Source organism: Brevibacterium sp. 50QC2O2, from assembly GCF_024580675.1.
Lineage (GTDB): Bacteria > Actinomycetota > Actinomycetes > Actinomycetales > Brevibacteriaceae > Brevibacterium > Brevibacterium moorei.
Window position 1 is genome coordinate 166,739 of sequence record NZ_JANIJZ010000004.1, and the last position, 15,661, is coordinate 182,399.

The 15,661-nt window shown below is 62.8% G+C and carries 12 protein-coding genes and 2 tRNA genes; 4 read left to right on the top strand and 10 right to left on the bottom strand.

Annotated elements, in window-relative coordinates:
- Nucleotides 1–6: 6 nt before the first annotated feature.
- Nucleotides 7–726 carry an IclR family transcriptional regulator gene (locus NQ038_RS05330; protein ID WP_257047362.1) on the top strand — a complete coding sequence of 240 codons (720 nt, stop codon included), beginning with the start codon at nucleotides 7–9 and terminating at the stop codon, nucleotides 724–726.
- A gap of 97 nt (nucleotides 727–823) precedes the next feature.
- Complete coding sequence (locus tag NQ038_RS05335; protein ID WP_257047361.1) at nucleotides 824–1,381, top strand: DUF4282 domain-containing protein; 558 nt, start codon at nucleotides 824–826, stop codon at nucleotides 1,379–1,381.
- Between the two features lie 157 nt (nucleotides 1,382–1,538).
- Here the strand turns inward: NQ038_RS05335 and NQ038_RS05340 are convergent.
- The 5 genes from NQ038_RS05340 to NQ038_RS05360 form a co-directional block, all read right to left on the bottom strand.
- A tRNA-Glu gene (locus NQ038_RS05340) sits at nucleotides 1,539–1,614 on the bottom strand.
- A 36-nt stretch (nucleotides 1,615–1,650) separates the two neighbouring features.
- Nucleotides 1,651–1,722 (bottom strand) — tRNA-Gln (locus tag NQ038_RS05345).
- Between the two features lie 188 nt (nucleotides 1,723–1,910).
- Nucleotides 1,911–3,242 carry an alpha/beta hydrolase gene (locus NQ038_RS05350; RefSeq protein WP_257061952.1) on the bottom strand — a complete coding sequence of 444 codons (1,332 nt, stop codon included), beginning with the start codon at nucleotides 3,240–3,242 and terminating at the stop codon, nucleotides 1,911–1,913.
- 199 nt (nucleotides 3,243–3,441) lie between these two features.
- Nucleotides 3,442–4,935: a glutamate--tRNA ligase gene (gltX, locus tag NQ038_RS05355; RefSeq protein ID WP_257061954.1), complete on the bottom strand. Its 1,494-nt coding sequence runs from the start codon at nucleotides 4,933–4,935 to the stop codon at nucleotides 3,442–3,444.
- Nucleotides 4,936–4,983: 48 nt separating this feature from the next.
- Nucleotides 4,984–5,793, bottom strand: coding sequence for a fumarylacetoacetate hydrolase family protein (locus tag NQ038_RS05360; RefSeq protein ID WP_257047357.1), 810 nt, complete (start codon nucleotides 5,791–5,793; stop codon nucleotides 4,984–4,986).
- Nucleotides 5,794–5,865: 72 nt separating this feature from the next.
- On the opposite strand from NQ038_RS05360, the gene NQ038_RS05365 reads away from it, so the two are divergent.
- On the top strand, nucleotides 5,866–8,616 hold the full coding sequence (locus tag NQ038_RS05365) for an ATP-dependent RNA helicase (RefSeq protein ID WP_257061955.1): 2,751 nt from the start codon (nucleotides 5,866–5,868) through the stop codon (nucleotides 8,614–8,616).
- A gap of 74 nt (nucleotides 8,617–8,690) precedes the next feature.
- Here the strand turns inward: NQ038_RS05365 and NQ038_RS05370 are convergent, their stop codons facing one another.
- Nucleotides 8,691–9,686 carry an LLM class flavin-dependent oxidoreductase gene (locus tag NQ038_RS05370; RefSeq protein WP_257061956.1) on the bottom strand — a complete coding sequence of 332 codons (996 nt, stop codon included), beginning with the start codon at nucleotides 9,684–9,686 and terminating at the stop codon, nucleotides 8,691–8,693.
- Between the two features lie 250 nt (nucleotides 9,687–9,936).
- Between NQ038_RS05370 and NQ038_RS15585 the strand changes: the two genes are divergently transcribed.
- A complete protein-coding gene (locus tag NQ038_RS15585) occupies nucleotides 9,937–10,617 on the top strand; it encodes a hypothetical protein (RefSeq protein ID WP_373456786.1) in 681 nt (226 codons plus the stop codon).
- Between the two features lie 45 nt (nucleotides 10,618–10,662).
- Here the strand turns inward: NQ038_RS15585 and NQ038_RS05375 are convergent, their stop codons facing one another.
- The 4 genes from NQ038_RS05375 to NQ038_RS05390 form a co-directional block, all read right to left on the bottom strand.
- A complete protein-coding gene (locus NQ038_RS05375; protein WP_257061957.1) occupies nucleotides 10,663–11,946 on the bottom strand; it encodes an O-antigen ligase in 1,284 nt (427 codons plus the stop codon).
- Nucleotides 11,947–11,955: 9 nt separating this feature from the next.
- Complete coding sequence (locus NQ038_RS05380) at nucleotides 11,956–12,864, bottom strand: glycosyltransferase family 2 protein (protein WP_373456785.1); 909 nt, start codon at nucleotides 12,862–12,864, stop codon at nucleotides 11,956–11,958.
- Between the two features lie 1,178 nt (nucleotides 12,865–14,042).
- Complete coding sequence (locus tag NQ038_RS05385; protein WP_257061958.1) at nucleotides 14,043–14,918, bottom strand: glycosyltransferase family A protein; 876 nt, start codon at nucleotides 14,916–14,918, stop codon at nucleotides 14,043–14,045.
- Nucleotides 14,915–15,619 carry a WecB/TagA/CpsF family glycosyltransferase gene (locus NQ038_RS05390; RefSeq protein WP_257061959.1) on the bottom strand — a complete coding sequence of 235 codons (705 nt, stop codon included), beginning with the start codon at nucleotides 15,617–15,619 and terminating at the stop codon, nucleotides 14,915–14,917. The genes NQ038_RS05385 and NQ038_RS05390 overlap by 4 nt, the downstream gene beginning before the upstream one ends.
- Nucleotides 15,620–15,661 lie beyond the last annotated feature (42 nt).

The window sequence follows — 15,661 nt, forward strand, 5'->3', positions numbered from 1 at the left end:
GTGCCTATGAGCACAGAAAACGGCAGCGGCGTCGGTGTCATCGACAAGGCCGCACTCGTCATGTCGGCACTGGAGGCCGGCCCCGCGTCCCTGGCGGAACTCGTCTCCCTGACCGGCCTGGCCCGACCCACCGCCCACCGGCTGGCCGTAGCCCTCGAATACCACCGCTTCGTCGGCCGGGACATGCAGGGCCGATTCGTCCTGGGCCCGCGTCTGAACGAACTGTCATCGGCCGCCGGCGAGGACCGCCTGCTGGCCGCCGCGGGCCCCGTCCTCAACCAGTTGCGCGACCGCACGGGCGAATCGGCCCAGCTGTTCCGCCGCCAGGGCGACCTGCGCCTGTGCGTGGCCGCGGCCGAACGGCCCGTTGGCCTGCGCGACTCGGTGCCGATCGGCGCGACCCTGAGCATGCGCGCGGGATCCGCGGCACAGGTGCTGTTGGCCTGGGAGGAGCCCGACCGGCTGCACTCGGGCCTGCGCGGGGCCAGGTTCTCGGCCACCATGCTCTCCGGCGTGCGCCGGCGCGGCTGGGCCCAGTCGATCTCGGAGCGCGAACGCGGGGTGGCCAGCGTGTCGGCCCCCGTGCGCGGACCCAGCAACCGGGTCGTGGCCGCCGTCTCGATCTCCGGACCGGTCGACCGGTTGACCCGCCAGCCCGGCCGACTGCACGCCCAAGCCGTGCTCGAAGCGGCGAAGGTCCTCACCGAGGCCCTCAACCGCGGCTGAGCCCACCGCCCCGATTCCACCGCATCCGACGGAACCGGGGCGGTTCCGTATTCACAATCGCCAGGAGGGTCCTGGCCGTAGTCCCCGAAAGGAAATCATGTCCCAGTCCCCCAACCCCGAGCAGCAGCCCTATCAGCCCACCGGCTACCCGCAGGCGGGCTACCCACAGACCGGGTCGCAACCGTCGGGCTCCCAGCCCTACGGCCAAGACGCCTACGCCGGCTATCAGCAGTACCCCTCCGCCGGCCAGCCGCAGGCGGCACCCGGTTACGACTACCAGGCCCAGCCGGGCCCGCAGGGCCAATGGGCGCCGCCGGCCAAGGCCGCGGGCGAACCCGGCTTCATCAAGGCGCTGTTCGATCTGCGCTTCAACCACTTCGTCTCCATCAAGTTCGCCTCGATCATCTACGTCATCGCGATCGTCCTGGCCGGGCTGACCTGGCTGTGGTACATCGTCATCGGTTTCATGATGGGCTTCGCCGTCGAAGAGGTCGGCTCCGACTATTCCCCGATCATGGGCATTCTGGCGATTTTCCTGGGCTGGATCCCCGCGGTCATCCAGATCGTCGTCTCCCGGGTCATCCTCGAGTTCCTGGTCTCCGGCGTGCGCACCGCCCAGAACACCACCAAGCTGGTCGAACTCCAGTCCAAGTGACCTCCAAGTTCCACTACGACATGAATTGTCGATTGGGAACGGTCCCGATCGGTTTTTCCGACATTTCGGGTTGTAGTGGAACTCAGGGGGTGTAGTGGAACTCCAGAGGAACGGCGGGGACGAGAAGGGGCCCGGTTCACATGAACCGGGCCCTTCTTGGTACTCCCGAGCAGATTTGAACTGCCGTTACCGCCTTGAGAGGGCGGTGTCCTAGGCCGCTAGACGACGGGAGCAGGACACTTCGCAATGAAGCTGCTTCATAAGAAGCGCTGGGCTACCAGGACTCGAACCTAGACTAAGTGAACCAGAATCACTCGTGCTGCCAATTACACCATAGCCCAATGTTTTGCAATCAACCGGAAGTCCTAAGAACTTCTTTCCGTTGACCGCGGCAACAGAATGAAACTTTACACGACCCATTTCCGCGATGCAAAACCAGAACGGCCCTCCTGGCGGTGATCCTGCTCACGTAGGGGTATTAGGGCTCGTGTGCCCCGGAATTCCGGGGCACACGAGCCCTGACACCCGCCTACACCAGGCTGCCGTCGCGGGCCAGGCGCAGCAGCTTGTCCAGCACCACCCCGTTGGAGGCCCGCAGCCCGTTGTGCTCGTACTCGCTGGTCACCCAGGTCCGCACGCGCGGCAGCAGACCGGCCGTGGGCAGCGAGTACTCCCTGGGCACATAGGCGTCCTCGTAGTACACGGCGGCCACGACCGGGACCTCGGCGGCCCGCAGCGCATCGGGCTCCCACATCACGGGCCAGGAGAAGGCCGCCAGCTCCCCGGCCACCGGACGCCACGGCCGCAGCGGACCCGTGGCGAAGTGCTCCGGGGCGATGTGTTCGCCTGCCAGCCACAGCGGGTCCGTGGCCACGGCCCGGGGCATCCCGCGCACCCCGGCCCAGGTCGTAGCGGTGCCATTGGCCCAGCAGGATTCCTGTAGCACCGCATACAGGGGGTTGCGCGCACTGAACGGCAGGGCGGCCAGCAGGTCGTGCCGGAAGGCCGCCGAGTCGATGTCCTGGGCCAACAGATAGTGCAACGCCGCGGCCCCACCGGACGCCCCCAGCAGGTGCCCCAGGCCGCGCACATGGGCGGGACCCGCCTGGGTGCCGTCGGGCAGCTCGATGCCCTGGCCGCGCGCTGCCCGTTCGGCCAGCCGGCGCATCCGGGCGGCGTCGGCGGGGAACCGCTCGAAGTAGCTCTGAGATTTCGCGCGCAGGGTGTGCCAGGTGGTGGTGTAGAGCTCTGCGGGGTCCGGCGTGTCCGCCAAGGAGCCGGCCACACGGGGCAGGCCACCGGTGAAGATCGCCAGGTCCAGGGACTCCGGATGCGCGGCCAGATATCGCAGAGTGGTGAACCCGCCGAAGGACTGGCCCATCACGGACCAGGATTCGCAGCCGATATCCCGGCGCAGGGCCTCGGCGTCCTCGACGATGGCATCGGCGCGGAAGTGGGTCAGGAAGGCAGCCACCGCACCCGAGTCCTGGACGGGGTCCGTACCCCTGGCCGAGGTCCCCCTGAAGGAGCCGTCGACGTATCCGATCGGGTGGGACAGGCCGGTGCCGCGTTGGTCGAGCAGGACCACCGAGTAGTCCTCGAGCGCCCTGGCGAGCCAGGACGGGTTCCCCGCAACCGGTCCGGGGACCTCGGAGCCTGGCCCTCCCTGCAGGAACAGCAGATAGGGTTTGGCCGCCTCGCCCGTGCTCACGATCCGCGCGGCCACGTCGATTTCGCCGACGGCCGCCAACCGCCCAGGCAGGCCCGCCGCAGCCTGTGCACCGAAGTGGTCCACCGGCACGCGCACCCGGCGCTCATCGATCCGCAGGCCACCGGGCAGACGGTAACTGTCAACCAACATGAACTCATCCCTCCTGGCCCGCCGGGCGGGCCGTGTTCGTTAGTCCCAGGGTATGCGCAGCTCCCGGCGGATGGGACGGTCCCGCCCGAGGCGACAGCCGGCAGATGGACGCGGATACGCGAATGCCCGGACCGAATCCGGTCCGGGCATTCGTGCGTACCGATGGCGGGCTGTGGCCGAAGGGCCGTTGCCCTATTGCCTAGGCGTTTGCCAGGTGATCGGCCAGGGCCCGCAGCCGGTTGAGAGTGGATTCCCGGCCCAGGATCTCCATCGACTCGAACAGCGGCGGGGAGACACGGCGGCCCGAGACCGCCACGCGCAGCGGCCCGAAGGCCAGGCGCGGCTTGATACCCAGCTCGTCGACCAGCTTGGCCTGCAGCCCTTCGTGCAGCGCGTCGGTGGTGAAGTCCGCCTCCGGCACGCCGGAGAGCAGTTCGATCGCGGCGGCCAGGACCTCGGGGGCGGTGTCCTTGAGCGTCTTCAGACCCTCCGGGGTCAGTTCCAGATCCGCATCCGCGGTGAACAGGAAGGACAGCAGATCGGGTGCCTCGCCCAGCAGGTTCATCCGCGTCTGGACCAGCGGAGCCGCCTGGGCCAGCACGGCGTGCTGCGCATCCGTGGGTGCGGCACCGCCCGCGCCGAAGACGTTCGCAGCCTGCAGATAGGGCACCATGCGCTCGGTGAAGTCGGCGACGTCGAGCAGGCGGATGTGGTCGCCGTTGATCGAGGTGGCCTTCTTGATGTCGAAGCGCCCCGGATTGGGCAGCACATCGTGGACGTCGAATGCTTTGACGAATTCCTCGACGGAGAAGATGTCCTGGTCCGGTCCGATCGACCAGCCCAGCAGGGCCAGGTAGTTGATGAAACCCTCGGGGATGAAGCCGGCGTCGCGGTGGTGGAACAGGTTCGATTCCGGGTCGCGCTTCGACAGCTTCTTGTTCCCCTCCCCCATGACATAGGGCAGGTGGCCGAATTCGGGGGTGGCCTGGGCGACGCCGATCTTCTTCAGCGCCTCGTACAGCACGATCTGGCGCGGAGTCGAGGACAGCAGGTCCTCACCGCGCAGCACATGGGTGATGCCCATGAGCGCATCGTCGACGGGGTTGACCAGGGTGTAGAGCGGATCACCGTTGGCGCGCACCACCACGAAGTCCGGCACTGAGCCGGCCTTGAAGGTGATGTCCCCGCGGATCATATCCGTGAATGTGATGTCCTCATCGGGCATCTGCACGCGCAGCACGGGCTCGCGGCCCTCCGCGCGGAAGACCGCCTTCTGCTCGTCGCTCAGCGTGCGGTCGTAGCCGTCGTAGCCCAGCTTCGGGTCCTCGCCCTTGGCCTTGTGGCGGGCCTCGACCTCTTCGTTGGTGGAGTACGATTCGTAGACCAGACCGGCGTCCTTGAGCTTGGCGATGACGTCCTGGTAGATCTCACCGCGCTGCGACTGCCGGTAGGGGGCGTGCGGCCCGCCCACGTCGATGCCCTCGTCCCAGTCCAGGCCCAGCCAGCGCATGGCCTCGAGGATCTGCGCGTAGCTCTCCTCGGAGTCGCGCTGGGCGTCCGTGTCCTCGATCCGGAAGACGAAGGTGCCGCCGGTGTGGCGCGCATAGGCCCAGTTGAACAGGGCGGTGCGCACCATGCCGACGTGCGGGGTGCCGGTGGGTGACGGGCAGAAGCGAACTCGTACGTCGCTCATTGTCAGGTGATTCCTTTGTTCGTTCGGTAGGAAGAAAGAGGTCTGGGCTCAGGCGTCCAGCACGGGGTTGCTCAGCAGGCCCAGGCCGTCGATCGCGATGTCGACGCGGTCGCCGGCGTTGATCGCGCCCACGCCCTCCGGGGTGCCGGTGAGGATCACATCGCCTGGCAGCAACGTGATGACCTCACTCAAGTGCTCGATGACGGTCGGGATGTCGAAGATGAAGTCGTCGGTGTTCCCGTCCTGCTTGAGCTCCCCGTTGACCCAGGAGCGGATCCGCACACCTTCGGGATCCAGGTCCGTTTCGATCCACGGGCCCAGTGGGCAGCTGGTGTCGAAGCCCTTGGCGCGCGACCACTGCTTGTCGATCTGCTGGATGTCGCGCAGGGTCACGTCGTTGGCCGCGGTATAGCCCAGCACGTATTCGTAGGCCTTCTCCGCCGGAACGTTCTTCGCCACGCGGGAGATGACCACCGCGAGTTCGGCCTCATAGGAGACCTTCTCACTGATGGCGGGCAGACGGATCGGATCGCCGGGGCCCACCACCGCGGTGTTCGGTTTGAAGAAGGTCAACGGGCTGGCCGGGACCTCGTTGCCCAGTTCCTTCGCGTGGTCGGCGAAGTTCCGGCCCACGCCGATGACCTTGGAGCGCGGGATGATGGGGGCGATGAGACGGACGTCGTCGTACTTCAGGTGAGCGCCGGTCGATTGGGCCGGGCTGAAGAACGGGTCGCCGTCGAGGACCGCGATTTCGAGTTCGGAGGTGTCCAGAGTTCCGTCGGCGGCGGCTTCGGGCAGGTCCCCCTCGACGACGCCGTACGTGGGTGCATCGTTGTGCACGAATCTGACAATGCGCATGGAACCATTCTAGAAGGCCTCGGGCCCGGATGGGTGGTCGGGGCGCGAAGCGCTGCGACTACTGTGGTGCACATGCCCGATCGCCCCGCCTTCGTCTTCGACATCGACCGGATCGGCGCGGGCCTGCCCGCCGCCACGCTCGCCACGGGCCTGCGAGGGCTCGCAGAACCGGGCGCGGACGCAGTGGAGCCGGGCGCCTCGGGCAGTGAACTGCCGGCCGGGGCGCACTCCGGCCCGCGCGCCGTCGTCGAGGCCCCGCCCGGCTCGGGCAAGACGACGGTTGTCCCGCCGGTCGTGGCGAACCTGGTGGCCGCTGGCCCGGGACGCGGGGCAGGCAGGGTGATCGTGACCCAGCCGCGGCGCATCGCCGCCCGTGCCGCCGCGAACCGGTTGGCCGAGCTCTCCGGGACCCGGGTCGGTCAGGAGGTCGGCTACACGATCCGCGGCGAGCGCCACGTCAGTGCCGCCACCCGCGTCGAATTCGTCACCACCGGCGTGCTGTTGGGCCGGCTGATGGGCGATCCGGAACTGGCCGGGGTGTCCGTGGTCGTGCTCGACGAGGTGCACGAGCGCGCGGTCGACTCCGATCTGGCCTTCGCGATGCTGCGCCAGTTGGTGGAATTGCGCGAGGACCTGGGCCTGATCGTCATGTCTGCGACCCTGGACGCCGGCCGCTGGGCGCAGCTGTTGGGTGAGGACGGGGCACCGGCGCCCGTGCTATCCGTGGCGGCCCGACCCCATCCCCTGCGCGAGGTCTGGGCTCCCCCGGGCTCCCCTGCCCTGGATGCCCGTGGAGTGACGCCCGATTTCCTACGCCATGTGGCGGGCGTTGTGGCCGAGGCGCTCGGGGGCGGAGCGGACGGGGGCGGGACGGGCCCGGCCCGTGCAGCCGCGGAGGCTGCACGGGCGGACGAGCCAGTTGCCGGGGCGGCCGGGAGCGCCGGCGATGTGCTCGTCTTCCTGCCCGGCCAGCGCGAGATCGACCGGGTCGCGGGTGAGCTGCGTGGGCATGTGGACCAGCGGTCAGCCGAGGTCCTCACCCTGACGGGACGGACGCCGGCCGCCGAACAGCGGCGGATCATGCGTTCACGCCAGGACGGCGCGCGCCGGGTCATCCTGGCGACCAATGTCGCCGAGTCCGCACTGACCGTGCCCGGTATCGACCTGGTGGTCGACGCCGGACTGGATCGGCAGCAGCGGCTGGACACCGGCCGGGCGATGGCGGGGCTGGTGACGGTGGGCGCGTCGAAGGCCGCGATGGTCCAGCGCGCGGGCCGCGCCGCCCGGCTCGGTCCCGGCACCGTCATCCGATGCATGGCACAGGCGGATTTCGCGGCGCGCCCAGCCCAGACCCCGCCGGAGATCCGCACCACCGATCTCACGGAGCCCGCTTTGCAGCTGACCTGCTGGGGCGCCCCCGGCGGGGCTGGTCTGCGCCTGCCCGACGCACCGCCGGAGCGGCCCCTGGCGCTGGCGCAGGCCACTCTGCGGGCTTTGGGGGCGCTCGACTCCCATGGCGCCGCCACCGCCCTGGGACACCGGCTGGCCCGCGTCCCCGCGGATCCGCGGTTGGCGCGCGCCCTGTTCGACGGAGCCGAGCTGACCGGACCGCGCGCCGCCGCCGAGGTGGTGGCCGCCCTGGTCTCGGACGTACGTGCCCCAGGCGGGGACCTGTGGTCGCTGCTGCGCGGCCTGCGCCGGGACAAGAACACCCGCTGGCAGGCCGATGTGCGCCGCTTCGAGGGATTCCTGCCCGGTGCGGGTGGGCACGACGGCGCGGGACCGGCGGCCGGTGCCGAGGATACGGGGCTCATCACCGCCTTGGCCTTCCCCGACCGGATCGCCCGACTCCGGCCGGGTACCGCCGGGGAATACCTGCTGGCCGGCGGCACGGGTGCCGAGCTCCCCCGCGATTCGGCCCTCAAGGGTCATACGTGGTTGGCGATCGGGGATGTCGCCCTGACCGGCGCTCGGGCGCTGATCCGAGCGGCGGCCGTGATCGACCAGGACCAGGCAGAGCTGGCCGGCGCGGAACTGCTGGAGACCACGACCACGGCGGAGTTCTCCGGCGGCAAGGTGCGCGCGCGGCGCGTCGAGGGCCTGGGCGCGATCGAGCTGAGTTCGACGCCCACCCGGGCCGACGCCTCGGCCGCCCGGACCGCGGTAGCCGCCTTCGTGCGCGAGCAGGGGGTGTTGGACTTTCTGGAGCTGGCCGAGGGCACCCAGGGCGACCGGCCGGCCGGGGACACCCGCGATGCCGCCTTCGCGCAGCTGCGCGGGCGCCTGGGACTGTTGCACGCCGTCTACGGCGAGCCGTGGCCCGATGTCAGCCTGAGCACGCTGGCCGGACACGCGACGACGTGGCTGGGACCGGATCTGGAGCGGGTCGCGGGCGGTGCCAAACCGGGGCGGATCGACGCAGTGGGCGCGCTGCGCCGGCTTCTGCCCTGGCCCGCCGCGGCACAGTTGGACGAACTGGTGCCCGAGCGCGTGCCGGTGCCCAGCGGTTCCCGGGTCCGGTTGGACTATCCGGCGCCGGAGTCGCACGGGGCCGCGATCACCCCGCCCATCCTCGCCGTGAAACTCCAGGAGTGCTTCGGTCTGGCCGACGGCCCGTCGGTCTGCCAGAGCCGGATCCCCGTACTCCTGCACCTGCTGTCCCCGGCGCGCCGCCCCCTGGCGGTGACCGCCGACCTCAGATCGTTCTGGGACAACGCATATCCGCAGGTGCGCGCGGAGAACCGCGGCCGCTATCTCAAACACCCCTGGCCCGAGGACCCCTGGAATGCCGTGGCCACGGCCAGGACGAAGAACCGAATGTAGGGACGCTGAATGTCGGAGTGCGGCGACAGGTGCTGCTCGGTTCGGGTCCGAGTGCTGCTCGGTTCAGGTGCCGCTCAGTCGACCCGCAACTGCGGGATGACGTGTTCGGCGAACGCCTCCACTGTCTGCAGCGTCCGGTCCCGGTCGGCGCTCGCTTCGGGATGAATGGCGATACGCGCGGCACCGGTCCGCTCGACGAACGTGCCCAGCTCGTCGACGACCTGGGCGACGGAGCCGATGATCGCGCCCTGCGCGCTCATCGCCGCCTGTGCCGCCGGTCCGACCGGCTCTCCATCCGGTCCGACGTGCGAACCCGCGTTGGGAACGTGGGGGTGGTCGCCGGCCTCGAACGACTGTTGCAGGGCGTGCTGGAGTCCGTCCCTGGCCGTGGGGTCCTCGCTGACGATGGCGATGAGGCAGTGCAGGTGTTCCGGAGCCGGACCCCGTACGCCTGCAGCCGCGCGTTCTACCGCATAGCGCTCCTCGACCGCGATCCGGGGTTCCGCCGGCATCGCGAAGTAGTGCTGCAGCGCCAGCCCGTGCGCCGCGGCGAAGCGGACCCCGTCCTGACTCGTCGTGCCGAGCATGAGCGGAGGGTGGGGCAGGGTGTGAACGGGCGGCTGTAGTTCGAAGTCCTTCTCCCCTACCGGATCCCAGGCGCTGAGGATTCCGGCCGCGGCGGCCTGTGGGTCGTGGTCCCAGCGCGCCACGTCCTTGTCCAGCACCTCGAAATCCTTGGCATATCCACCGCGACCCAGGCCCAGGGTGAAACGCCCGCCGCTGAGCTGGTCGAGCAGCGCGGTTCGCTCCGCCATCTCAACCGGATGCAGCAGCGGGGAGAGGGTCACGGCGGTTCCCACATTCAGCCGCCGTGTGCGACCCAGGATGAAGGCGGCCATCGTCAGCGCACTGGGACTGATGCCGAATCGGATGAAATGGTGTTCGGTGACCCACAGGTCGTCATAGCCCAGGTCCTCCGCGCGCTCTGCCTGGGCCCGAGTGAAGTCGAAGACGTCCTCGGCCGTGGGCCCGAGGTTTGAGCCGGTATTCATCAGCAGGCCGAAACGCATGTTCTACCTCCGCGATCATCATCGATGCATTCAATATAGCCAAGCCTAAGCATACACAAATACGATGAGAACCTGTGCCAGGGGCCTTACGGTAAAGTCTGAAGACCCGCGCAATTCGACCAGCCAACGATACAGACCGAAAGAACGCGTCATGCCAAACCGAATCAGACTCAACAGTTCGCAGCTCTTCGGCTCCAGGAGGCCCCAGCACTCGCCGCAGCCTCCGGTATCCGGCGCACAGCTTAGTCCAATGCAAAGCCACCTTGATCGAAAAGCGCCAGCGCCAGCGAACTCAAACTTGAACATACTCTTCATATGTACCGGAAACATATGTCGATCAGCCTATGCACACCACGCACTCGACCTTGAATTAGAGCAAATGGGCCACCAACGCAGTATCACCGTGGCAAGTGCAGGCACACACGCCGTCGTCGGATCACCTATGGACCCGACGATGGAAACACTGTTCACACATACATACGGTAACGGACTCCCACCAGAACACATCGCACGGCAAGTCACAGAAACTGCGCTACGATCAGCCGACCTAATATTCTGCATGACAAATGCACACATGGAGCAATTATCAACCTTTGGACGCAGGGTATACGACCATACATTTCTGCTCCCGGAAATACAGAACACACTCGCTGCCTCGGAACCAAACACAGTATTAGGCAGACAGCTTCCGCCGGAAATACCCGACCCATTCCGTCACGACACACATATCTATAAGACGGTTGCCCGCCAAATAACAAGCCACATCGGGAGTCTCAGGTATCTAATCACAAGGATAAGCCAGGAAACGCACCGCCAATCCCCACCTGTACACAGTCAGACAGAATCATACCAGGAAGCCCCCAACCTGGATTCGATCCCTACTATCATACAGTCGCACCAAATAGTACAGATCATCCAAAACAACCTCTAACCCAGCAACTGCCGCTTAACATCCAGGCACCTAGATAGGGGACCATTACGAACAACGTTTTCCGGCCATCTGACCGAGGACACCAGCTACCATAACCACAAGAGCAAAGGCGAAGGGCAACGACAATCGCGCCTCGAATAACGAGTAAGTCACAACCACCAACACCACAGAAACTGCGAACCTTGAAAACTCTAGCGGAATAGACCCCTCGTATGCCTGGGAAACCGCCGACGCGGTAAGCCAAGCCAAACCAAGCCCAATGAATACAAACCCAACAGCACCGACCTGCAGCAAGATGTCAAGATAGCTATTATGTGCGTGATGCACCGAGAACCCAACATCCGTGGATACGCGGATCTGAACCCTACTGCCCAGCGGCCAAACATCGCCCCACCCATACCCTATAACAGGAGAATCAAGCCAGGCGCGGAAACTCGATTCCCAAATACCGGTACGACCGGTCAAGGTCGTATCCCGGCCCAAGAGCGAGAACACTCTGCTTATGTTCCCAACCAAAAACACGGTAAACCCGGTCAGCAGCAATATCCCAATGGCGAACACAAACACCCTGTAGATGGGGCTCAGCTTGCCAAGCACCATGACAATAGCAACGAGTAGCAGACCAAAGCACAATTCCAAGAACGCAGTAACAGACGATGCACGGTATAGTACAAATATGAACAGTAGGCCTATAATTGAATAAAATACACGCGAAGTTGCCTTCTTAACCGTCGGTAAGCGAGAAAACAACGCTACCAGGCTGATCACCATGATAAAGGCAAGATGGTTACGATGATTATAAACGCCTTTTAGGCTTCCAGTCTCGTAACTACCGAGTTCGAGAGCAGCACTGGGATCCAACATCCACGTAAGTAACGAAACCGTCGCCGCCAAGCACCCGGCACCAATAATCGAACTTACGACCTCTTCGCCGCTTAGCCTCAGTGCGACGATCAGTGAAAAAACCATAGCCAACACCAATAGCAACGCCGCGCCGATCGAAACTCCAACGTTCCCACTCCACACGCACGACAAGGTGACAAATCCCGCATAGAGCGCCATAAACCCTATCGGTGCAGTAAGCGCAACCTGCGAATGACTACGCCTCAGGAGCACCAAAAACACGGTCATGGGCCCGACAAGCGCTAGCTGTCGCACCGGTACGTCTGCTGGAGCGTACCGAGTACCGGAAAGAATGAAAAGCGCCAGTCCTACGATCAGTACAGAAACGATTGAAACAATCCGGGCCGCACCACCGTACGGAGCGCTTGCACTTAGGGCAAGCGATCGATCAACCAGCTGGCCGCCCAACGAGGAACGAGAACTCATCACTCAAAGTCACCTTTTATACTCAACGTAACCGCCGTTGACAGCGCCCTCCATATATCCGATTCCACGGAATACACGCCGAAATGCTGCAGCGTTCAGGCCCCGGCCAAAGACCCAAGACCCGGCCAGGACGGGAGCACCGGCTGCAACACGGGCGACGCCCAAGAGAACTCCCCTGCCCCGGTTAAATATAGTGGGCGTGGATAGCCGGAAATCAACACCGCCTATACGGCGGTACCGTTTCGCCAACCATGAAATTGTGCCCCTGGACTGCGGGACTTCTTCAGTCGCGATCGCATTCGCTGCCCAGATAATACGGCAGCCCTCTGAGACGAGACGCCGAGTCAACTCCGCGTCGGAACCGCCGGTAAGTCCGAAAGCATCCTGAAACCATGCTTCGCGCGGCCGCCCGCAGAAGACCTGGTACTTGCACAGGAGGTTCCCCGAACCAGCCTCATTCAATAAAGACAGATTCTCTCGTTGTGCCCGATCGAAAATACCGGAAGACCGAATGAAGTCAGGGATAGAGGCATCTAGCACAGACTCTACTGGCCCAGCGACCATATCCGCATCCGTTTTCTCCTGTGCTGTTAGCAGTTCCACAAGCCAATCGGGCTCAACCCACTCATCATCGTCCAGGAAAACGATAAAGTCGCTCCCATTGGCATATTCAACAGCTGCGTTTCGCGTCGCCGCGATCCCCGGTACCGGCTGTGCTATATATTCGATATGCCCGCCGCTCCAGTTCATGCACAGCTGCTGTGCGGACTGGTCGAGATCGTTGTCGACCACGCAGATATCAACCTGTACCTTGAGAACATTCTTTACCGCTACCTCAACACTGTACAGCAATCGTTCCAACAGTCGTGGCCGCTTAAAAGTGGCTATAGCAATGACAATCCTTCGCCCCACTAGCACATTTCCTTCCTGCCCCTATATGATACACAAATCAAGATAATCAATTGCACGGTATAACAGCATATACTAGCGCAGGCGGACGCAGTCCCATTTCTCGTTAGACCAGCGGTCAAGCCTACAAGAAATAATGATATTGCAGCCACGCACGTATTCGTTATCATGAGTGACCGTTGTCGCTCATATGCCACGCATATTGAGCCAATGATAATAGCGGTACCCGCGAGCAAATAGCTGGTAGCTACACACGTTATCGTAAATGCGCTGGGCAAACCGACCCATCCGATTATCTGTCCAAGAAAGGGCGCCAGAATCGGCGAACTGCCAATCAGTCCAGCTCCAGCAATTGCCGACATCAATGGTAGCCCGAGAACTATGAGACGAAATCGACTCATGCTGTAGTTGCGAATTCTGACTAACACCAAGCTGGAACTAGCCGAAAACATCAACAGAGCCGGGCTCGCAAACCGCGAACCTAATCCATAGGCGGCGGCAGCTTCGCCCCCAATGACCGCGGAAACTATTGGGACGTCTAGATTCCGCAGTTGTCCCGCTATCGATGTGAAAGTAAACGGAACAGCCCTCCTCAGCAGCGAAATCATTTCGGGATACTGAAGTCCGATCTTCGACGGGGTAATCACATGAACAATCATGTTCGTCGCCAGCGCAGCAATTGCCAAGGCAAGTGTAAACGCCCATTCCTGCGCCACCATTAGCGAAAGGGCAAGGAACATCCCTAATCCCGTAACCCTGCGGGCACCGGTAAGTAGTGAAACACTAGCAACTTTGCCTTCCGCGGTCATTCTCAACAGCCTGGTCTCAGTCGCCCTCTCAAGAGGGCCCCACAAAATCAGCGGAACCGTGCACAGCAGCTCATGATCAAGGCATGACAGTGCCACGATGACCACAGCCCCAAGACAACATGCAACTAGTGACAAACGGTCTGACGCCCGAATCGCCTTTCTGCTGGTATCCTCATCACCGTAGGCCCGCTCCCGCATTGACAGGGTCCCAAGTCCCAGATCCCCCAACGCCGAGACGATTGATGATAAAGAATAGACGGCTAATACCTTTGCAAGGAGTCCTGGGTCAAGCTGTGTTGCTAGGATCGCCAGCATTACCATTTGCATAAGGGCTGAAAGAGTCTTCCCGCCAATGACCAGAGTATAGTCACGCATTGCCTACCTCTTCATGGCTATGCCGGCTAACAGACGAACCATTGCAGCAAAATGTGGTGGGTGCACATTCAGCCACCGGAAGGATTCTCCTATGCCCTTACGCGACCGAGACAGAATCGCCGGTAGCAGAATATGTAGGGCTACGAAGTCGGATCTAGCCCTACCAGTAACGTCTTTCGCATGTTTCCGCAGCCATGTAGTGCTCTTTGTCCAGTCCATGGATTTTGATATTGAACCGCTGCTGCCCTGTGATACTGATACCAGCGTGTCAGGTATGGCAATACACGTGATCGTCAGGTCCGCCATAAGCCTAATCAAAAGATCCCAGTCCTGATGTTTGCCGAGGTCTTCATCCCAACGGAAGCGCTTCATGATATCTGATGATCCCAGAACCGCCGGAGTATTGAATTGAGCTGAACCGTAACGTAGCCGGGTCCGTTTTACCAAGTAGTTGCCAAATGCTTCGTTATTCGCTTTGAACACTTCAGGTGCAGTATCGGAGACAGTTCCATCCTCACGCACGAACCTGCTGGCCACGACCGAGATAGTCGAATTCCGTCCTGACTTTCTAATAGCCGCTATCTGGGTAATCGCTTTAGTCGGCATCCAAGTATCATCATCGTCAAGGTATCCTATATACTCACCCTGTGCCAGATCTAGGCCCAGGTTGCGTGCCGCACAAGCGCCTCGATGATCTTGGACCTCGAGCATATAATTCCGATCTGAAAGCTCTGCACGCACATAATCGAGTTTATCGGGACTATCAAGAATTACAATAGGCTCGGTTTCGCAATCCACTTGTTGTAGCACCGAATCCACTGCCTTTACCAGGGATGGTCTACCGACCGTAGGGATTATCACCGACACAGTCGCCCTCATTTAACCCTGCTCCCCGAAACTACCTGTCGCAATCTAATCGCAGCCAACCGCCAGGGTTCTACCAAATAGCGATACGCCAGGCGCTTCGGCTGAAAACCTAGCCGCCACGCCCATTCAAGGCCCACCGACCCCAACCAACGTGGCGAATTACGCTGATAGCCTGATAGTTGATCTATTGCACCGCCGATTGTCGCAATCACCCGTATTCCCGCTATTTCAATCAGTTTCAGAGCCAAAGACTCTTGTAGTGGCATCCCCAGGCCAACCAACACCATGTCCGGCTTGTACTTCGTTAACAGATTCATCACTTCCGCAGACTTTTCTTCCGACCAGTGTGAACCATCAATTGTCGTGATCTTGCTACCAGGAAGTTTCGCTCTTAGATAGTTCCCGAAGGCTGTACTGGGTCCCGCCTCAGCCCCTATAACGAGGACCGATCGTAGACTACCAACTTCTCGAAGGCGTGGGATCCAGTCAGTCGACCCTATCCTACAATTCTTACTTGTCCCACCTGATAGGCGATAGTCGAGTGCAATGGGTGACCCATCGGCAAGGATAATGTCTGCCTCATTGTATAATCTGTTGAAGCCTTCATTTGTATGGTATAGGTATACGCTGTGCAGGTTATGGCCGACGATTATTAGGCGGCCGTGTGTCGCTATTTTCCGATCAATATAGGAAATCAACGAATCTATCGTCATCGGCGTAATTCTCACCGCTAAGGTTCGACAATTTTTAACGAC